General features: G+C 69.6%; 15 protein-coding genes. 10 read left to right on the top strand and 5 right to left on the bottom strand.

The genetic code is table 11. The features are described from left to right. Positions 1-67: 67 nt before the first annotated feature. The 4 genes from ABD156_RS27650 to ABD156_RS27635 form a co-directional block, all read right to left on the bottom strand. A complete protein-coding gene (locus ABD156_RS27650) occupies positions 68-1,258 on the bottom strand; it encodes a coiled-coil domain-containing protein (protein WP_344279879.1) in 1,191 nt (396 codons plus the stop codon). A 120-nt stretch (positions 1,259-1,378) separates the two neighbouring features. Beyond that, complete coding sequence (locus ABD156_RS27645; RefSeq protein ID WP_344279877.1) at positions 1,379-3,370, bottom strand: SDR family oxidoreductase; 1,992 nt, start codon at positions 3,368-3,370, stop codon at positions 1,379-1,381. A 216-nt stretch (positions 3,371-3,586) separates the two neighbouring features. After that, the gene (locus tag ABD156_RS27640) at positions 3,587-4,300 is read right to left on the bottom strand and encodes a class F sortase (protein WP_344279875.1); all 714 of its coding nucleotides are present in this window, start codon (positions 4,298-4,300) and stop codon (positions 3,587-3,589) included. A 19-nt stretch (positions 4,301-4,319) separates the two neighbouring features. Next, positions 4,320-5,807 (bottom strand): MSCRAMM family protein, encoded by a 1,488-nt coding sequence (locus ABD156_RS27635; RefSeq protein ID WP_344279872.1) that lies wholly within the window; start codon positions 5,805-5,807, stop codon positions 4,320-4,322. A 319-nt stretch (positions 5,808-6,126) separates the two neighbouring features. Here ABD156_RS27635 and ABD156_RS27630 point away from each other — a divergent pair, with 319 nt between their 5' ends. The 4 genes from ABD156_RS27630 to ABD156_RS27615 all read left to right on the top strand — a co-directional run bounded on the left by ABD156_RS27630 (position 6,127) and on the right by ABD156_RS27615 (position 10,900). After that, positions 6,127-6,987: a Bax inhibitor-1/YccA family protein gene (locus ABD156_RS27630; RefSeq protein WP_182889914.1), complete on the top strand. Its 861-nt coding sequence runs from the start codon at positions 6,127-6,129 to the stop codon at positions 6,985-6,987. A gap of 147 nt (positions 6,988-7,134) precedes the next feature. After that, positions 7,135-7,752: an LppU/SCO3897 family protein gene (locus ABD156_RS27625; protein ID WP_344279866.1), complete on the top strand. Its 618-nt coding sequence runs from the start codon at positions 7,135-7,137 to the stop codon at positions 7,750-7,752. 152 nt (positions 7,753-7,904) lie between these two features. After that, a complete protein-coding gene (locus ABD156_RS27620) occupies positions 7,905-9,182 on the top strand; it encodes a YeeE/YedE family protein (RefSeq protein WP_377925987.1) in 1,278 nt (425 codons plus the stop codon). A gap of 185 nt (positions 9,183-9,367) precedes the next feature. Beyond that, positions 9,368-10,900, top strand: coding sequence for a DHA2 family efflux MFS transporter permease subunit (locus tag ABD156_RS27615; protein WP_344279860.1), 1,533 nt, complete (start codon positions 9,368-9,370; stop codon positions 10,898-10,900). Between the two features lie 170 nt (positions 10,901-11,070). Here the strand turns inward: ABD156_RS27615 and ABD156_RS27610 are convergent, their stop codons facing one another. Continuing rightward, positions 11,071-12,291: an acetyl-CoA C-acetyltransferase gene (locus tag ABD156_RS27610; RefSeq protein WP_344279857.1), complete on the bottom strand. Its 1,221-nt coding sequence runs from the start codon at positions 12,289-12,291 to the stop codon at positions 11,071-11,073. A gap of 120 nt (positions 12,292-12,411) precedes the next feature. Between ABD156_RS27610 and ABD156_RS27605 the strand changes: the two genes are divergently transcribed. From ABD156_RS27605 to ABD156_RS27580, 6 genes are all read left to right on the top strand, one after another. Next, entirely contained in the window at positions 12,412-13,314 is a 903-nt protein-coding gene (locus tag ABD156_RS27605) for a pentapeptide repeat-containing protein (RefSeq protein ID WP_344279854.1), read from the top strand. 33 nt (positions 13,315-13,347) lie between these two features. Continuing rightward, a complete protein-coding gene (locus ABD156_RS27600) occupies positions 13,348-14,718 on the top strand; it encodes a cystathionine beta-synthase (RefSeq protein WP_344279851.1) in 1,371 nt (456 codons plus the stop codon). Positions 14,719-14,953: 235 nt separating this feature from the next. Beyond that, positions 14,954-16,285, top strand: coding sequence for a hypothetical protein (locus ABD156_RS27595; RefSeq protein ID WP_425546119.1), 1,332 nt, complete (start codon positions 14,954-14,956; stop codon positions 16,283-16,285). A gap of 227 nt (positions 16,286-16,512) precedes the next feature. Next, positions 16,513-17,058: a hypothetical protein gene (locus ABD156_RS27590; RefSeq protein WP_344279847.1), complete on the top strand. Its 546-nt coding sequence runs from the start codon at positions 16,513-16,515 to the stop codon at positions 17,056-17,058. Positions 17,059-17,143: 85 nt separating this feature from the next. Continuing rightward, complete coding sequence (locus ABD156_RS27585; RefSeq protein ID WP_344279844.1) at positions 17,144-17,803, top strand: hypothetical protein; 660 nt, start codon at positions 17,144-17,146, stop codon at positions 17,801-17,803. Between the two features lie 102 nt (positions 17,804-17,905). After that, positions 17,906-19,063, top strand: coding sequence for a cystathionine gamma-synthase (locus ABD156_RS27580; RefSeq protein ID WP_344279839.1), 1,158 nt, complete (start codon positions 17,906-17,908; stop codon positions 19,061-19,063). Positions 19,064-19,621: the final 558 nt, after the last annotated feature.

The raw sequence follows: 19,621 nt of genomic DNA, 5'->3' as shown, positions 1-19,621 counted from the left end.
TCTGATAACCGTGCGCTAGTGCCCGCCGAACCGTTTCCGGGTCGGCGGGCTCACTGCGCTCCGCGGGTCAGCTGCTCGGCTTGCCCGCCGTCTGCGGCTGGGACTTCGCGCCATTCCCCGTCGCGCCGTTTCCGGTCTTCGCGCCGTTTCCAGCCGCGCTTTCCGTCGACCCGCCGTTCGCCGATCCGCCCTTTGCGGCACCGCCATTCGCGGTCGAGCCATTGCCCGCCGGAGTCTTCGCGGCAGAACCGTTCTCGGCCTTCGGCTTAGGCGACGGAGACGGCGACTGAGCAGCCTTCGACTCCACCGGCGCGGGCGACGGGTCCGGCTTCGCCGGGTCGTCGCCGCCGACCAGCTTCGACGCAGCAGGCAGCACCGATTCCGACGGCAGCGCCGTCAGCAGACCCTCGCTCCGGCCGAGCACCTCGTCCGCCATCGCCAGGTTCTTGCGGGCCTGTTCGCGGATCTCGGCGAGCCGCTCGACCTTCCGCGTCGCCGCGGTGGTGCGCTGGGCCGCCTGCGTGGTCGCCTCGTCGAGACGGCGCTTGGCCTCCGCCGTCGCCTCCTCGACGCGGCGGGTCGCCTCCGCGGTGGCTTCCGCGATCCGGCGTTCGGCCTGGTTCTTGCTGGCCGTGCGCTGGTCGGTGATCATCTTTTCGTGCGCGGTGCGCTCGGCGGTGATCTTCGAGTCGAAATCGCGCTCGATCTTGCGGCGTTTGCGCTCGGCTTCGTTGTCGAGGAGTTCCCGGCGCTGCGCCGCCTCGACCGTCAGCCGCTGCACTTCGGCGCGGGTTTCCTTCAGCGCGGCCTCGTGCTCCGAGTGCAGCGCTTCGGCCTGCTTGTCCAACTCCTCGACCAAGCGGTGGTAGCGCTCGCGCAGCTTCGTGGACGCCTCGGTCGACGACGCCCAGTGCTTCTCGGCCGCCACCTGCGCGCGCTTGGTGATCTCGTCGGCCCGCGCGTGCGCGAGCGAGACCGTGCGCTGCATCCGCTCGTCCAGATCCTCGAGCCGCTCCGGCGGCTTCAGCAGCTCCTCGACCCGCGACTGCAGCTTCGACACCTCGCCGCGCGCCGCCTCGAGCTCGCGCGACAACGTGGCGACCTGCGTGGCAGCCGCGTCGCGGTCGGTGATCAGCCGGTGCAGCTGAGCTTCGAGGTGGTCGAGGTACTGCCGCACCTCGGTGCGGTCGAAGCCGCGCCAGGCTTCCGTGTACTCGCGCCGCAGCGGGAGGAGGCCGTTGTCTCGCTCGGGAACCATGCCCACGACCGTACCCGCGCACCTGGCGTGCGTGCCGCCAGGAGTGGTGAATCACCGCCCCGGGTCGATTCTTCGTGGCGATCTCGCCTGAACGGCCTCACCCGCCGCGCGAAGCCGTCACTACCAGTGGAAGCCGCGCGACAGCCGGGCCAGCGCCATCGCCGCGCGGGACAGGTGTTTCTCGCCCCTCCCGATCTTCAGTTTCCCGCTGCCGCCCGCCGCCGCGGAGTCCGGGAAAATCCGGAAACCCTGGTACGCGATCGCGTCGGTGAGCCCCGGCGCGAGCGTGTAGGTCAGCCCGATCGCCTGGCCCGCCGGGGTGCCGATGTGCTTCGGCCGCTGCACCAGCGCTTTCAGCACCATGTCCGCCGCCTGCTCCGGCGATTTCGTGGGGAAGGCGTCGTAGATCTTCGTCGGCCGGATCATCGGCGTGCGCACGAGCGGCATGTGGATGGTGGTGAAGGTGATTCCGTCGCCGTGCGTTTCGGTCGCCGCGATCCGGGAGAAGTAGTCCAGCGCGGCCTTCGACGCGGCATAGGCGGAAAAGCGCGGTGCGATTCCCTGCACGCCGATCGAGGAAACGTTGACGATGTGCCCGAATTTCCGCTCCGACATGTGCGGGAGGACCGCCAGGATCAGCCGCACCGCGCCGAAGTAGTTGATCGCCATCGCGCGTTCGTAGTCGTGCATCCGGTCGTACGACAGCTTGATCGACCGCCGGATCGACCGGCCGGCGTTGTTCACGAGCATGTCGATCCGGCCGTGCTCGGACAGCATCGCGTCCACGGCCTTGCGCACCGAATCCTCGTCGGTGAGGTCCGCCGGATACACCGATGCGGTGCCGCCTGCCGCGATGATCTCGTCGCGCACTTCTTCCAGCTCGTGCTGCCGGCGCGCGACCAGCAGCGGCACCCCGCCCGCCGCGGCGACCTTCAGCGCGGTGGCCCGTCCGATGCCCGACGACGCACCCGTGATGATCACCCGGCGGCCGTCCAGTTCGCCGCGCGGACCGTGCTTGCGCGCGCGGAACGGGTCGAGGTGCTCACGCCAATAGCGCCACAGCGTCGCGGCGTATTCGTCGAGCCGGGGCACCTCGACGCCGCTTCCGGCCAATGCCTTGCGCGTTTCCGCGGAGGCGAACACCGAGGGGAAATCCATCGTTTCCAGCAGCACCGGCGGAATGCCGAGCCGCTCCAGCACCGCGTCGCGGGCGATGGTGAACCCGGGAATGTGCTCGCTGAGCTTGACCAGCCCGACGATTCCCTTCGACACCTTGTCGCCGAGCTGCACGGTGATCGTCGGCGCTCCGGCGGCGCGGGCGAACGCGTTGTAGACCGACACCACCGGCTGCGGCTCGGGGTTCACCAGGTGGAAGGCGCGGCCGTCGAGACCCGGCGTGGTGACCAGTTCCAGCAGCGCCTTCGCGACGTAGTCGACCGGAACCACGTTGGTGTCGCCCAGATCCGGGCCCGCGGACGGGATGTCGGGCAGCCCGGCGAGCCTGCTGATCGCGGGGAAGAGGTAGTACGGGCCGTCGATCTTGTCCATCTCGCCGGTCTGCGAATCGCCGACCACGATCGCGGGCCGGTACACCCGCCACGGCACCTCGTGCTGGTCCCGGACGAGCTTCTCGGCCTCGAATTTGGTGCGGTGGTACGGCGTGATCAGCCGCTGGCCGACGTCGAACATGTCCTCGGTGAACAGTCCTTCGTGGTCGCCCGCGACCGCGACGGACGAGACGTGGTGCAGGCAGCCGGCGTTCAGGTCCGCGGCGAGGTCGAGGACGTTCTGCGTACCGTCCACATTGGCCCGGATGCTGGTCTCGTCGTCGGCGGTGATGTCGTAGAGCGCGGCGAGGTGGACGACGTGGTCGACGCCGCGCAGCGCCTCCCGGTCCGCTTCGGACACTCCCATCAGCGGTTCGCCGAGATCGCCGGTCACGAGCGTCACGCGGTCCGGATGCGGCCACGCGTCGACGAGCGCGGCCAGCTTCTCTCGCGACGACGCGCGCACCACCAGCGCGACCCGCTCCACGTCCGGCCGGGTGAGCAGCCGCCGGGTGACCTGGCGCCCGATCAACCCGGTCGCGCCTGTCACCAAGAACGTCGCCATCTCCATCACCCTCCGCCGTGCCGCCGCTTGACCCATGGGCATTCTGCTGCATGGACGCCGCTCTGACCACAACGCGGCAGGGTGAGGTTACTCGCAAGTAACTTAGCTTCCGCAAGGGGTTCCGCAGGTGGCGGCCGATTTCCGCGAACGGAGGGCGCGGCGGAAACTGCGCGAACGGCCCCCTCGCGCGGTCTCAGCGGGGCACGAGGGGACCCCTCACGCCGGGTCCGCGATCACCACGCGGTTCTCCTCGTACCCGTCGCTGCCGCCGATCCAGCGTCCGCCGCAGGTCACCAGGACCACCCGATGCGGCCCGGCCTGCCCGAAGAGATCGTCGGCCCGGCTCGGCAGGTCGTTCTTGTGCACGGTGACGAGCTGGGAAATCCGGTACCGGCTCGTCTTGCCCGCGCGGTCCACGATCGTCACCACGCCGCCGATGCGTTCGCTCCACAGCTCCGAGAACGGACCGGTCGCGCCGCGCCAGTTCACGTGGCCCGCGAACACGCTCGCGCCGCTGACCGCTTCCAGCTCCGCGCCCCACCACGCCGCTTGGCCGATGTCCGAAGGCACCGGAAGCGTGTTGCCAGGCCCGAGATCCTGGCGCACCATCGCCGCGGTCCCGCCGCCGGGCAGCCGGATCGTGCCCGGCGCCTGCGGTCCGGGTTCGGGCGCTTGCCGATGCTCCGCGGGCGCGGCAGGCGGCGGCGGAGTTGCCGCCGAGCTGCTAGGCGGTGCCGAACTGCTCGACGGAGGCGGCGCGGGAGCCACTTGCTGAGGAGAAGCGGCCGGTACGGCGGCGGCGACCGGGGACGCGCTCCCGGCCACCACCGTCGTCGGCGGCGAACTGATCACGACCGTCGCGAGTTCTACTGCCAGCACGCTTGCCGCGCCGAGCACGAACCCGCCGATCAGCCGTCCTTTTCCGGTCATCTGCCCTTGCTGCTTTCGATTACCGCCGAGCCGACCGCCGAGCGGCGAACCCGACCAGCGCCGAACCGACGAGCACCAGCGCCGCGAGACCCGCGATGCCGCCCGTGGAGAAACTCGTCTCGACAGTGCCCTTGGCCATCGTCACCGGCAGATCGCCGGCGGGAATCGCGTGCGGCACTTCGTTCGGCGTATTGGCCACTGTCAGCGCCAGTGTGCCGCCCGGCGTCAGCGATCCGCACGCGGCGGGCGGGTTGTTCGGGTCGAACGCGTTGGTGTAGCCCGGCGGCGCGTTCACCTCGACCACGCACACTTCCTGCGGGGCCAGCAGATTCTCGACGGTCGCCGTCCCGTTGTCGCCGCTGGTGGTGACCACCGCGGGCTGCCCGTCGGGCCCGTTGAGCGCCTTGCCGTCCTGGCTGGTGGCCGCGCTCTTGCGGTCCTTGCCGGTGATCCGCAGCGTCGCGCCGCCGATGCCCTTGCCGGTCTTGGCGTCGGTCTTGGTGACCTGCACCTTGCCCGGCTTAGCCACGGCTACGACGCCTTGGGCGGTCAGTTGCTTTTCACCGCCGGTGCCGACGACGCTCTGGATCCCGTCCTTGGTGTTGACCGGGTTCTGCACAGTCGGCTTGTCCGCGGGCGCGGACAACGAGGCGGCGAGCTTCGGCTGATCACCGGTGGGCGTGACCTTCACCGTGACCGTGCCGTTCGCATCGGTCTTCAGCGTCGTGTCTTTCTGCGCGGCCTGCGGCGCGGAGTTGCCGGAAGAGGAGTCGGACGCCTTCTCCGCGTCCGCCTTCTTGTCTGCCTGGCCGACGGTCCCGTCGGTGGCGGTCAGCTTCACCGGAACGTCCGGGATGCCCTTGCCTTCGGAGTTCTTCACCGTGACCGTCCAGGTCGCGGGCTGGCCGAGGTGCTGATCGCCCTTCGGCACGGTGACCGACGCGGTCCACGGACCGCGGTTCGCCTCGGCCTCGGCCTTCATCTTGGCCACGTCGTCCTTGGCGGCCGGGGTGAGCGCGGTGAAGTATTTCTGCTCGGGATAGGCCGCCTTGTCCGCGGGTGTGCCGAAGTCCGTGTCGCCAGGAGTGTGCGTCTTGGCAGTCCACGAGTGCAGCAGGTGGGCCAGCGCGGCGGCCTCGTCGTTGTTAGTGGTGTTGCCATAGCGCAGCAACAGATACGAGATGTTGCCCGCGACGTCGGGCTCCAGCTTTTCGTTCCACTTCGTCCGCAGTTCATCGCCGGGCTGGTACGCCTCGTCGCTGCCCGGCGCCTTCAGATGGAACCGGACGCAGAAGACGTTCTTGCCGCCCACCTTGTACGAGCCGAGCCAATCTTCGTAAGGAGTGCCGCCCTCGTCGTGGACGATCTTCAGGCCAGGGCCCTTGACCGGGTCCGCGGCGGCCGAGGCGATTCCCGGCGTGGTTACGGAGAGTGCGCCGAGCAGTGCGGTCGCGACCAGCCCGGTGGCCGCGCGCCAGCGAGCGCGCGGGCGTGAGATCCACCCCATGGTGTGTTGGCTCCTTCGACGTGCCTGCCGACGCTTGAACGGCGTTCTCGCAGTTCACCTGATCGAACAACTCCCCGACACGCGTTCGGTCACTTCCCGGACACGCGATGTGAAGGTTCGCGGGTCACCATGGGAGTTGTCTAGAGACCATCGGGTGACCTGCGGTGAACGGTCGTGACCTTCATCGCCTACGGTGGCCGTAACGGGGGTCGCCCACCCGTGCGGGTGATGAGTAAAATTGGCTTTACCCGAACGGGAACCAGCGAGCCGCCGCGGTCGTTGAACCCGATGCAAGGTGCCATAAAGTCCAGGAGGACAGGTGCGTTCCAGCAGCAACCCGGCGTTCCGCAATCTCCCGCGCGGCGCGGCCGCGACCGGGCAGTACGGGCCGAACGTCGGCTTCGACCAGCCCTACGGCCAGCCGCAGGGGCAAGGCGGCGTCCCGGGTTACGGCCCCGGCCAGATGGGCACCGCCTCCGCCGACCGTCCGATGACGGTCGACGACGTCGTCATCAAGACCGGCATGTCGCTCGGCGTCGCGCTCGTCGTCGGCGTGCTCACGGCGATCTGGGCGCAGTCCCAGCTCGTGCGCGATTCCCTCGGCAGGCTTTCGCCGAGCGGTCCGCTCCTCGGCGCGCTGATCGGCGGGCTCGTGGTGGGCCTCGTCGTGTCTCTGGTGATCATCTTCAAGCAGAAGCCGAGCGGTCCCCTCACGCTCGTCTACTCCGGTGCCGAGGGCCTGTTCCTCGGTGCGCTCAGCGGTCTGTTCGAGGTGTTCCTGCCGGGCATCGCCCTGCAGGCGCTCATCGGCACCGCGGGCGTGTTCGTCGCGATGCTGGTCGTCTACAAGACCGGCGCGGTGAAGGTCACGCCCAAGCTCACCAAGTGGATCGTCGGCGCGGTCGCCGGTGTGGCCATCCTGATGCTGGTCAACCTGGTCACCGCGGTGTTCTTCGGCTTCAACCCGCTGCGCGACGGCAGCCCGCTGGCCATCGTCTTCAGCCTGGTGGTCATCGGCATCGCCGCGTTCAGCTTCCTGCTCGACTTCGACCAGGCCGACAAGATGATCCGCGCCGGCATGCCGTCGAAGTGGGCCTGGTACGCCGCCTTCGGCCTGATGACCACGCTGGTGTGGCTGTACCTCGAGATCCTGCGTTTGCTGTCTTACCTGCGCGACTAGCTTCTCGCACAGGTTGCCGGGAAGGGGCGCTCCGCGTTACGCGGAGCGCCTTTTCTGTTTTTCTGCCGCGAACCTCTGCGAGCCCGCCCGGCCGTCGTGTTGGATGTGCCCGGTCGGAATGTTTCTTTCGGGTTTGCGAGGTATCACGTGAGCGTCCCGCCGCACGGGCACGGACCGCAGCCGGGCTACGGCCAGAACGGGCCGTCTCCGTTCCAGCAGCACTACGGCCCGGGCGGGATGCCGCCGCGGCAGAGCCCGAAGCGAAACTTCCCGACCAGGACCGTCGTGCTGGTCGCCGTCGCGGTGGTGGTCGTGGCGGCGGGGGTCGTCATCGGGTTCTTCGCGTTCGGCAACTCGACCAGCAACACCCACGCGAGCGACTGCATGCACATCGAGAAGTCCGGCTCGACCACGACGACGAAAACCGTCGACTGCGCCGACCCCGGAGCGAACGTCAAGGTCGCCGTCGTCCGCGCCAACCGGAGCGGAACCTGCCCGCGCGGCGACTACTACCGCTACACCACCGGCGGCAAGAACCGCCGCGTGCTCTGCCTCGTCCCCAATGTGCAGCAGGGGGATTGCCTCTCCGGGCTCCAGACCGCGACGACGACGTACCAGAAGGTGCCGTGCACCGATCCGCAGAAGAACGCGGAGATCGTCAAGCTGGTGCCCGGCGCCAAGGACCGTTCGGCGTGCGAGGGCAGCGGTTCGACCGCCGCCCGCTGGTACTCCGATCCCGAGGAAGCCATCTGCATCAAGAGCTGACGGAGGCGGTACAAAGGGGCCGTCCGGACGCCCGGTTTCGGCCGTTCGTCGCACTCCGTGAGACAGGCTGCGTCCGGGCCTCACCGGGACCTAACGTGGATCGCCGCCCGCCGCCGGGCGGGACCCGTTAATCCCCGACACCCCCAGGAGACGTGGTGGCGACCACCGATTCCCCTGTCGAAGAGCGAAAACTCCTCGATTTCCCAACCTCCTGCGCGGCTCCGGCGCCTCAACCGGAGGAGCCGGTCAAGGTCATCCCGCTGGCCGTCGCCGCGGTGCTCGCGGTCGGGCTGACCGCGTACGTCTGGGCCGCGTACGGCGCGAAATTCGGGGTCCTGCTCGTGCTGGGGCTGCTGCTCGGCCTCGCCCTTTTCCACTCCCGCTTCGGTTTCACGTCCGCCTGGCGGCAGCTGATCGCCGTCGGCAACGGCGAAGGCCTGCGCGCGCACACACTTCTGCTCGGCACGGCCGCGACGCTCATCGCACTCATCTGCGGCACCGGCGCGGGCCTCTTCGGCAGCAAACCGCTGCCGGTGGCGAACGTCGGGCCGATCGGGCTCGCGTTGTTCGTCGGAGCCACGCTGTTCGCGATCGGCATGCAACTCGGCGGCGCGTGCGCGTCCGGGACGCTCTTCGCGGTCGGGGCCGGGCAGTCGACGATCGTGCTGACCCTCGGCGGTTTCATCACCGGATCGGTCCTCTACACGTGGGGCTACCCGCTTTTCACCGGCTGGCCGCAGGTTTCCGGATTCCTGCTGTCGGACCACGTCGGCTGGTTCGGCTCGTGGGCGATCACGATCGCCGTCCTCGTCGCGATCGTCCTCGCGACCCGGATCGTGCAGAAGCGCCGCGTGCCGCCGCCGGTCGACACTGTGCCGACCGCGCGCGGGTTCGCCCGGATCTTCCGCGGCTCCTGGCCGATCCTCGTCGGCGCGGTCGTCCTCGGCGTGCTGGCCGGCGCGGTGTACCTGGTTTCCGGCGGCATCTGGGGCGTCACGAGCGCGTTCAGCCTGTGGGGCGCGAAAATTCTCCAGGTGTTCGGACTGCACCCGGAGCAGTGGGAGTTCTGGCAGCTGAAGGCGAACGCGACGTCGCTGTCCAAGCCGATCTGGCAGGACAAGACGAGCCTCACCGACATCGGCATCATGATCGGCGCGTTCGTCGCCGCGGCGGCCGCGGGCGCGTGGAAGATCCACAGCTCGATCCCGTGGCGCACCGCCGTCGCCGCGATTCTCGGCGGAATCCTGATGGGCATCGGCGCGCGGCTGGCGAACGGCTGCAACATCGGCGCGTATCTGGGCGGCATTTCCGTCGGCAGCCTGCACGGCTGGCTGTGGGGCGCGTTCGCGCTTTTCGGCACCTGGATCGGGCTGAAACTGCGGCCGTTGTTCGGTTTGGGCAACCCTGTGCGCACGGACAGTATCTGCTGACCCCGGTGGGGGCTTTTCGCAGGTCATCGTGACTGGGCGAAAAGTCCCCACGTATTTCGTCCGGCAGCGAAAAAGGCTGCGTCCCCGCTTGCCGCTCGGCTAGTCTGGAGCGCGCGCAAGGGGGAACCGCTGTCGTATCGTCGCGTCGCGGGCTTGCGCTTCACCACTAACAGATGGGGTTCCGCATGTCCGCACCAGCGACTCCGGCCGCGCCGGATGCCGGTGACAAACTCGACCGGGGAGTGCTGAAGGTCGCTTCCGTGGTGGTGCTCGGCGCCATCATGGCGATCCTCGACACCACCGTGGTCAACGTCGCGCTTCAAAAGCTCACCATTCAGTTCACCACGTCCTTCGACACCATCCAGTGGGTCGCGACCGGCTACATGCTGGCGCTGGCGACGGTCATCCCGGTCACCGGATGGGCGTCCGACCGGTTCGGCACGAAGCGGCTGTACCTGCTCGCGATCGGCACCTTCCTGGTCGGCTCGATGCTGGCCGGGCTCGCGTGGAACGTCGAATCGCTGATCGCGTTCCGCGTCGTGCAGGGCCTCGGCGGCGGCATGCTGATGCCCGCGGGCATGACGATCCTGACCCGCGCGGCCGGTCCGCAACGCATCGGCCGGGTCATGGCGGTGCTGGGCGTGCCGATGCTGCTCGGCCCGATCTGCGGCCCGATCCTCGGCGGCTGGCTGGTCGACCAGGTGAGCTGGCGCTGGATCTTCTACATCAACGTCCCGATCGGCCTGATCGCTTTCCTGCTCGCGGTGCGGATGCTGCCGAAGGACAACCCGGAACCAGGCAACCGGTTCGACTTCGTCGGCATGCTGATGGTGTCGCCGGGGCTGGCCGCGCTGATCTTCGGCGTCTCCCGGATTCCGTCCACCGGCACCGTCGCCGACCTCGAGGTGTGGCTGCCCGCGCTGGTCGGCATCGTGCTGCTGGTCGCGTTCGTCCTCCGCGCGCGGACCATGGAACACCCGCTGATCGACCTGAAGCTGTTCCGCAACCGGTCGTTCTCGGTCGCGATGATCACCATGGCCGTGTTCTGCGTCGGGTTCTTCGGGGCGATGTTGTTGCTGCCGACGTATTTCGTGCTGGTGCGCGGTGAAAGCGCACTGAACGCGGGTCTTCTGCTGGCCCCGCAGGGCCTTGGCGCGATGTTGGCGATGCCGATCACCGGACGGCTGGCGGACAAGATCGCTCCGCGCCGGATCGTGGTGCCCGGCCTGGTCCTGATCGCGCTGGGCATGGTGGTGTTCACCCAGGTCACCGCGACCACGCCGTACTGGCAGCTGCTGGCCGCGCTGTTCGTGATGGGCATCGGCATGGGCTGCACGATGATGCCGATCACCTCGGCCGCGCTGCAGACGTTGCAGTCCAAGGACATGGCGAAGGCCTCGACCGCGACGAACATCCTGCAGCAGACCGCGGGCGCGATCGGATCCGCGGTGATGTCGATCATCCTGGCGGCGCTGCTCGCCGGGAAGTTCGGCGTCCCGACGAGCCAGGGCCAGCTGGTCGCCACCGCGGCGACGATGAACCCGGCCACCCACGACGCCGCGGCCGGCCTCGCGGGCGAGTCGTTCGCGACGACGTTCCTGTGGGGCACGGTCCTGCTGGCGCTGTGCCTGGTGCCCGCGTTCTTCCTGCCGAAGAAGCGCGTCGTGCCCACGGAGACGGAAACCGATGAGGTCGCTCCGCCGGTGCTGATGCACTGACGCTTCACCTGGAAAGGGCCGTCCGCGTTGCGCTCGCGGGCGGCCCTTTCTCGTTGCTCAAGCGGAAATGCGCCCCGGAGGTCCGTGAGGGGAACCCTGAGGGAATCAGAGTCCCTCAGGGTTCCCCTCACGGACTTTTCCCGGGAGCTGAGCCAGGCCGGGCCGGGGATTCAGGAAAGCCGCTCCAGCACCATCGCCATGCCCTGGCCCCCGCCGACGCACATCGTCTCGAGGCCGAACTGCTTGTCGTGGTGCTGCAGGGAGTTGATCAGCGTCGAGGTGATCCGCGCGCCGGTCATGCCGAACGGGTGGCCGACGGCGATCGCGCCGCCGTTGACGTTCAGCCGGTCGAGGTCGATGCCCAGGTCGCGGTAGGACGGGATGACCTGCGCGGCGAACGCCTCGTTGATCTCGACCAGGTCGATGTCCGAAATGGACAGTCCGGCGCGGGACAGCGCCTGCTTCGACGCCTCGACCGGTCCGTAGCCCATGATCTCCGGCGACAGCCCGGTGACGCCGGTGGACACGACGCGCGCCAGCGGCGTCAGGCCCAGCTCGCGCGCCTTCGTGTCGGACATGATCACGACGGCCGCCGCGCCGTCGTTGAGCGGGCAGCAGTTGCCCGCGGTGATCCGGCCGTCGGGGCGGAAGACCGGCTTCAGCCCGGACACGCCCTCGATCGTTACGCCCGCGCGCGGCCCGTCGTCCTTCGACACGACCGTGCCGTCCGGCAGCGTGACCGGCGTGATGTCCTTGGCCCAGAAGCCGTCCGCGATGGCCTTCTCGGCGAGGTTCTGCGACCGCACGCCGAACTCGTCCATCTCCTCGCGGGTGACGCCCTTGAGCCGCGCGAGGTTCTCCGCGGTCTGGCCCATCGCGATGTAGACGTCCGGGAGTTGCCCGTTCTCGCGCGGGTCCTGCCAGCTGTCCGCACCGGTCTCGGCGGTCGCCTTGGTGCGCGCCTCGGCGTCGGCGAACAGCGGGTTGTGCGTGTCCGGCCAGGAGTCGGAGCTGCCCTTGGCGAACCGCGACACGGCCTCGACGCCCGCCGAGACGAAGACGTCGCCCTCGCCCGCCTTGATCGCGTGCAGCGCCATCCGGGTGGTCTGCAAGCTGGAGGAGCAGTACCGGGTGATCGTGCAGCCGGGCAGGTGGTCGTAGCCGAGTTCGACGGCCACCGCGCGGCCCATGTTGAAGCCGGACTCGCCGCCGGGAAGGCCGCAGCCGAGCATCAGGTCGTCGATGTCGGCGGGGTCCAGCTGGGGCACCTTGTCCAGCGCCGCGCGCACCATCTGCACGGCCAGGTCGTCGGGGCGCATCCCGACCAGGGAGCCCTTCCCCGCACGGCCGATCGGGGAGCGGGCGGTGGAGACGATGACGGCTTCGGGCATGACAGACACATCCTCGGGTCGGCGGCACTAAGCGGTTGCTCACCATCTTGCCGCGTCCGGCGTCCGTCCGAAAGCCGAAGGCGACATGCACCACCTTGCGTCCGTGGGAGGATTTCCGCCGTGACAGAGCGCAACCGGGTGTTGTCCACGCGCACGATCGCGTGGTGGGGGACCGGCATCGTGCTGCTCGCGGCTGTCGCGGCGGCGTTGCTGCTGTGGCTGCTCGGCGGCGGCACTCCGGCGGATTCGTCGCGGCTCGACGCGTTGCGCACGGCCTCGAGCATCGTCGTCGGGACCGGCGGCGCGGCCGCGCTCCTGCTCGCCGCGCGGCGGCAGCGGTCCGCGGAACTGGATCTGGAACAGAAGGACCACGACGCGACCCAGCGCCGGATCACCGACATGTACGGCAAGGCCGCCGACCAGCTCGGCAGCGACAAGGCCCCGGTCCGGCTGGCCGGGCTCTACGCGCTCGAACGGCTCGCCCAGGACCACGCGGACCAGCGGCAGACCATCGTCAACGTCGTCTGCGCGTACCTGCGGATGCCCTTGGACGGCACGGCCGAAGAGGTGCAGGTGCGCAAGGCTGCGCAGCGGATCCTGATGCTGCACCTGCGCCCGGGCGGCGGCGAGGAGCCGGCCGGGTCGTACTGGCCGGACATCGACCTCGACTTCTCCGGCGCGCGGCTCGTCGAGCTGACGCTCACCTACTGCCGGATCCGTTCCATCGTCTGCCACGAAACTACGTTCACTGAAGAATCAACCTTTTGTTACACCGAATTCCGCACCAAAGCGGATTTCACCGAAGCGACTTTCAAAGAACGCGCGGACTTCCGCGGCGTCGTCATCGGCGGCGAACGCGACGCATTCCGCGGCGCGAAGTTCGAAAAGCACGCGGAATTCGCCGAGGACGCGCGAGTCCGGCTGGCCGGAGCCCTCGCGAAACCCGGCTACCGCCGCGCCTGGCCCGGCGGCTGGGCGGAGGAACCCGGCGACGACGGCTGGCTCCGCCTGGTCCCGCGCTAGCCGGTCCGGCACCCGTCTGTTTAGGCTGGTCGCGTGGAGTACGCAGAACACATCGTGGACCTCGTCGGCAACACCCCGCTGGTCAAGCTGAACTCGCTGACCAAGGGGCTCAAGCCGCTCGTGCTCGCCAAGGTCGAGTACGTCAACCCGGGCGGCAGCGTGAAGGACCGGATCGCGCTGCGGATGATCGAAGCCGCCGAGGCCTCCGGAGAGCTGCGCCCCGGCGGCACGATCGTGGAGCCCACCTCGGGCAACACCGGGGTCGGGCTCGCCATGGTCGCCCAGCGCAAGGGCTACCAGTGCGTGTTCGTCTGCCCGGACAAGGTGAGCGAGGACAAGCGCAACGTGCTGCGCGCGTACGGCGCCCGCGTCGTCGTGTGCCCGACCGCGGTCGCGCCGGAGCACCCCGACTCGTACTACAACGTGTCCGACCGGCTCGTGCGCGAGATCGAGGGCGCCTGGAAGCCCAACCAGTACGCCAACCCGGAGAACCCGGCCAGCCACTACCACTCCACCGGCCCGGAGATCTGGAAGCAGACCGACGGCAAGATCACCCACTTCGTCGCGGGCGTCGGCACCGGCGGCACGATCTCCGGCACCGGCAAGTTCCTGAAGGAGGTCAGCGACGGCCGCGTCCAGGTCGTCGGGGCTGATCCCGAGGGCTCGGTGTACTCCGGCGGCAGCGGACGGCCGTACCTGGTCGAGGGCGTCGGCGAGGACTTCTGGCCGGAGACCTACGACCGGAACGTCGCGGACCAGATCATCCCGGTCAGCGACGCGCACTCGTTCGAGACCACGCGCCGGCTCGCGACCGAGGAGGGCCTGCTGGTCGGCGGTTCGTGCGGGATGGCCGTGGCCGCCGCGCTGAAGCTGGCCGAGAACCTGACCGAGGACGACGTCGTGGTCGTGCTGCTGCCCGACGGCGGCCGCGGCTACCTCACCAAGGTCTTCAACGACGCCTGGATGTCGTCCTACGGCTTCCTCCCGCCGGATTCCTCCGGCGCGACGGTCGGCGACGTGCTGACCCGCAAGTCCGGCGCGCTGCCCAGCCTCGTGCACTCGCACCCGAACGAGACGGTCGCCGAGGCGGTGGCCATCCTGTCGGAATTCGGCGTGAGCCAGATGCCCGTGGTCAGCGCCGAACCGCCGGTGATGGCCGCCGAGGTGGTCGGCGCGGTCAACGAGCGCGACCTGCTCGACGCGCTGTTCACCGGCAAGGCCCAGTTGGCCGACCGGCTGGAGACGCACATGTCGCCGCCGCTGCCCACGATCGGGGCCGGCGAGCAGGTGAGCGCCGCGATGAAGGCGCTCGAAGGGGCCGACGGCGCGCTGGTGCTGATCGACGGCAAGCCGGCGGGCGTCGTCACCAGGCACGATTTGCTCGCGTTCCTCGCGGGCCGATAGGTCTAACCTCACGGCTGCCGGTCGGGGCGTCTTCGCGCGTCCCGGCCGGGCATCCGATAGCGTTACGGCCGAATAGAACTTTTTCGCGTCCTCGTCAAGGGGGTTCAAGACCCACATGAGTGCTCCGCAGCCACCGAACCAGCCCTGGGACGGCGGACAGCAGCCGCCGCAGGGCCCGTCGAGTGGTCCTACACCGCAGCAGGACAGTCCCTTCGGCGCGTCGGAGCCGACCCAGGTGGTCCAGCCGGGCCAGCCGCAGCAGCCTTCCCACGGCGGCGGCGCGTTCGGCGACACCCCGGAACCGACGCAGGTCGTGCAGCCGGGACAGCCGGCTGACGCGAACGCCACCCAGGTGGTCAACCCCGTGAGCGCCGAGGGCAACGCCGAGTCGACGCAGCTCGTCCCGCCGAGCCAGCAGCCGCAGAACATCCCCTACGCCCCGCCGCCGAGCGCCGCGGACAACCCGGCCGCGGTCGCCGGGTTCGGCGCCCCGCAGGGCTTCGGCCAGCCGGGTCAGCCCGGGCAGCCGGGTCAGCCGGGTCAGCCGCCGCAGGGCTTCGGCCAGCCGGGCGGGTACGACCAGGGCGGCTTCGGCGCTCCGCCGCAGGGCGCGTTCGGCCAGCCCGGGCAGCCGGGTCAGCCGGGCTTCGGCCAGCCCGCTCCGTTCGGCGCGTCCGCCGCGCCCGCGAGCGGCGGCGGCAACGCGCTGTACGGCTACATCGCCGGCGGCGTCACCGCGGTGCTCGCCCTGATCGCGCTGATCGTCTCGTTCAGCTACATGAGCGACACCAGCGACTACTCGAAGCTGTACGACAGCTCGAGCCGGTACCAGAAGCTGTTCGACGAGGCCGGTCTCGCTTCGCCGGGCACGCTTTGGCTGTACGTGATCATGATCCTGGTCGGTGCGGTGGTCGCGCTGGCGGGCGGCGTCGCGCTGGCGATGGCCTCGCGGGCGGCCGTGATGCGCAAGCTCGCTCCGATCGCCGTGCTGGTCGGCGGCGTGCTGTTGCTGCTGTTCTCGATCCTGGCGAAGTCCGGGACGTCGGTCAGCAGCTCCTTCGCCGACAAGTACGGCGGCGCGGGTTCCAGCGCGACGAGCGGCGGCGGCATGCTGACGCTGATCCTCGGCATCATCATCCTGATCGTCGGCGTGGTCGCGATCATCCCGGCGACCTCGCAGTACGTCGGCCTCGGCTCGTCCTCGGGCGGCCCCGGCGGACCGGCAGGCCCCGGCGGACCGCAGCAGCCGGGCGGCTTCGGCGGCGGACAGCCGGGCTTCGGCCAGCCGCAGCCGGGCGGGTTCCCGCCTCCGGGCGGACCCAACCCGAGCAGCGGGGGCTTCCCGCAGCCGGGCGGGCCGAACCCGGGCAGCGGCGCGAACCCGCAGCCGGGCTTCGGGCAGCAGCCGCCTCCCGGCTACGGCCAGCCGGGCCAGCAGCCGGGTTACGGCCAGCCGCCGCAGCAGCCGGGCGGTTTCGGCCAGCCGGGCCAGTACCCGCCGCCGGGCGGGCAGCAGCCTCCTCCCGGTTACGGCCAGCCGGGCCAGCAGCCGCCGCAGCAGTGGTGAGCCGCTGAATTTCCGCGAAGGGCGCCTCCGTCTCACGACGGCGGCGCCCTTCGTCGTTTCCGGTCCGTTTTTCGCGGGATTCCGGGAAAGGTGGTGGCCTTTTCCCGGCCGTTCCGGCAGCCGGGGGAATTGCGGCGCCCATGCGCTCAAGCCGGTCCCCAATCGCGCATTTCCGGGCTAGGGTGAGCGCCGTCCGAATCGCCTTCCCAGCCCGAGGGGGACCTCCCGTGAGCGGCCTGCACGGACTTCCGGCACGGCAGCGGGAACGGGAATCGCCCGCGGCGGATCCGGTGCCGTACCGGCCGAACGGGAGCACCGCGATCGCCGCCGCGCTGTTCGGGCTCATCGCCGCCGCGACGTCCGGCTATCTTCCGGCAAGGCTGTTCCTCGACATTCCGTCCGGGTTCAGCCTCGGCGACCTCTCGCCGCTGACCCTCGCCGATCTCGCCGCGTACCTGGGCGCTTCGCTGGTCTTGCTGATCGGTGCGATCGCGACCTTTTTCCGTGCGACAGCAGGAGCTGTGCTGCTGATCGCGGGCGCGTTGCTCGCACTCGGCGCGCTTCTGCTGGAGCCCGCGCTCAGCGGTTCCCCGGCGTACGTCGACTACTTCCGGACGTTGCTGCGCTTCGAGAATTTCGCCGCGCTCGACCGCGTCGCGCTGACGGCCGCGGTGCTGCTGGTGCTCGTGTTCGCGGGGTTGCCGCGGACCTTCGGCTACCTGCGTTATCGCGTACCCGTGGTGCCTGCTTCGTCACCGTCGCGACAGTGGTAAATCCGCCCCGAAAACGGGGCGGGCCTGGCACGATACAGGCATTCCACCCGCCGCCCGGCGGGAACAGAAATACCGAGGACTCCCCGTGACCTACCCCCAGAACCCGCAGGATCAGCAGCCGCAGAGCGGCCCGTTCCCCGGGCAGCCTTACCCGGCGAGCCAGCCGACGCCGGCGCAGCCGTACCCCGGTGCGCCGCAGCAGCCGTTCGCCCCGCCGGCCGCCGGGCAGCCGTACCCGGCCTACGCGGGCGGGCCTGGCGTGTACCAGCCGAAACCGAACGGCGCGACCGCGATCATCGCGGGGATTCTCGCGATCCTCGGCGGCGTTTTCGCGATCATCGCGGTCATCGCCTCGGTCGTGGTGATCTCGAACATCGACACGTTGCTCTGGCAGTTCTACCTGACGCTGGTCGTCGAGGCGGCCCTCGTCGGCCTGCTGTTCTACGGCGGCATCGGCCTGTTTCTGCACAAGCCGTCCGCGCGGCTGTGCACGATTGTCGGCTGTGGGCTGGCGATCGCGTTCCAAATCGTGTCGATCATCATCTTCTCGGCCGCGACCTCGGGTTTCCACGGCAGCAGCAGCGCGCAGATTCTGGGCGCGGGCATCGGTGCCGCGCTGGTCAGGCTGATCCCGCCGGTCGCGACCCTGGTGCTGGCGATCGTGAAGCCGACCGTCGACTGGGTCAACTACCGTCCGGGCGCGCCCGCGCAGCAGGGCGCGTACCCGCCGCCGCAGAGCTGGTGACCGCGGGGCTGCCGGTGCGGGTTTGTACCGGCAGCCTCTCCCGCATGGTGAGTTGCCTCCCAGCTGATGGGATTGTCGGGGGTGCCCCGTACCCTGGGAACCATGGCCGACGACTACTCCGTCCTGGGTTTTGAAACACGCGCGATCCACGCCGGGCAGCAGCCCGATCCCCGCACGGGTGCCGTCATCGTGCCGATTTACCAAACGTCCACGTACGCGCAGGACGGCGTAGGCGGCACCCGCGAGGGCGGCTACGAGTACTCGCGCACCGCGAACCCCACGCGGACCGCGCTGGAGGAAGCCCTCGCCTCGCTCGAGGGAGCCCGGCACACGCTGGCGTTCGCGTCCGGCATGGCGGCGTCCGACGCGGTGCTGCGCACGGTCCTGCGCCCCGGCGACCACCTCGTGCTTGGCAACGACGCGTACGGCGGCACGTTCCGGCTGATCGACAAGGTGCTCAGCCTGTGGGGCGTCGAGCACACGGTAGCCGACCTGAGCCGCATCGACGACGTACGGGCCGCGATGCGCCCGGAGACCAAGCTGATCTGGTGCGAGTCGCCGACCAACCCGCTGCTGGGCATCGCCGACATCGCCGCGCTGGCCGGCGCCGCCCACGACGCGGGCGCCCGGCTGGTCGTGGACAACACCTTCGCGACGCCGTACCTGCAAACCCCGCTGGCCCTCGGCGCGGACATCGTGGTGCACTCGACCACCAAGTACCTGGGCGGCCACTCAGACGTCGTCGGCGGTGCGGTCGTCACCAACGAGGACGAACTGCGCGAGCAGCTCTTCTACCTGCGCAACGCCGCCGGTGCCGTCCCCGGCCCGTTCGACGCGTGGCTGACCCTGCGCGGTCTCAAGACGCTGGCCCTGCGGATGGAACGGCACAGCGACAACGCCGATTTGGTCGCCCGCACGCTGGCGAAGCACCCGAAGGTCACCAAGGTCTATTACCCCGGCCTCCCGGAACACCCCGGCCACGAGGTAGCGGCTAAGCAGATGCGCCGCTTCGGCGGAATGGTGTCGTTCCGCGTGGCGGGCGGCGAGGAAGCCGCGCTGGAGGTCGCGTCCAGGACGAAGCTGTTCGTGCTGGCGGAGTCGCTGGGCGGGATCGAAAGCCTGATCGAGCACCCGGGGAAGATGACGCACGCCTCGACGGCAGGCTCGACGCTGGAAGTCCCGGAAGACCTGATCCGGCTCTCGGTGGGCATCGAGGACGGCCGCGATCTGGTGGCCGACCTTACGCAGGCGCTGGGCTGATCTTTTCTTCTTTGGACGGGGCACGGGGCTGGTTTCTGGTGCCCCGTTCCTAGGTGGGGTTCGTCCTTAACGGCAGCCGAATCCGGAGTCCAGCGCGCGGCTTCAGATAAGGTTGCTTGGCCCAAAGCTGCTCGCACGGCCCGAGTCCTCGTTCGTCCCGCAGCGACCCCGGCAGCCGGACTCCGCTGCCTCAGCGAATCCCGCGTGAGCCTTCGGCAGACCTTGCTGCGACCGAAGTGGTCCGTCACGCGCAACCCGGTGCGTGGCTTCAGCCGGAGTCTGCCTGGTCAAAGCCGCTTGCCGTACCCGGTTCTTGCTTGTTTCCGGGCGGTTCGGCGGCGGAACCTGCTACTTCGCTGTGTCGGCGGATTCCGTGTGGGGTTTCGGTGGAGCTTGCCGTGGTTGGATCGGCCCGTCGCGCGGAATCTGGTGTGTGGCTTCGGCCGGAGTCTGCCTGGTCAAAGCCGTTTGCCGTACCCGGTTCTTGCTCGTTTCGGGGCGCTTCGGCGGCGGAACCTCGCTAATTCGCCGTCTCGGCGGATCCCGCGTGGGGTTTCG

Origin of the sequence: Amycolatopsis albidoflavus (assembly GCF_039525725.1) — a bacterium.
Taxonomy (GTDB): Bacteria; Actinomycetota; Actinomycetes; order Mycobacteriales; family Pseudonocardiaceae; genus Amycolatopsis; species Amycolatopsis albidoflava.
The sequence above is the reverse complement of the archived record's forward strand: the minus strand, read 5'-3'. Positions and strand labels throughout refer to the sequence as shown.

Excerpts from the sequence above, each read along its gene's own strand:
- ABD156_RS27650 (WP_344279879.1), bottom strand. The coding sequence starts at position 1,258 with ATGGTTCCCGAGCGAGACAACGGCCTCCTCCCGCTGCGGCGCGAGTAC.
- ABD156_RS27645 (WP_344279877.1), bottom strand. The coding sequence starts at position 3,370 with ATGGCGACGTTCTTGGTGACAGGCGCGACCGGGTTGATCGGGCGCCAG.
- ABD156_RS27640 (WP_344279875.1), bottom strand. The coding sequence starts at position 4,300 with ATGACCGGAAAAGGACGGCTGATCGGCGGGTTCGTGCTCGGCGCGGCA.
- ABD156_RS27635 (WP_344279872.1), bottom strand. The coding sequence starts at position 5,807 with ATGGGGTGGATCTCACGCCCGCGCGCTCGCTGGCGCGCGGCCACCGGG.
- ABD156_RS27615 (WP_344279860.1), top strand. The coding sequence starts at position 9,368 with ATGTCCGCACCAGCGACTCCGGCCGCGCCGGATGCCGGTGACAAACTC.
- ABD156_RS27610 (WP_344279857.1), bottom strand. The coding sequence starts at position 12,291 with ATGCCCGAAGCCGTCATCGTCTCCACCGCCCGCTCCCCGATCGGCCGT.
- ABD156_RS27580 (WP_344279839.1), top strand. The coding sequence starts at position 17,906 with ATGGCCGACGACTACTCCGTCCTGGGTTTTGAAACACGCGCGATCCAC.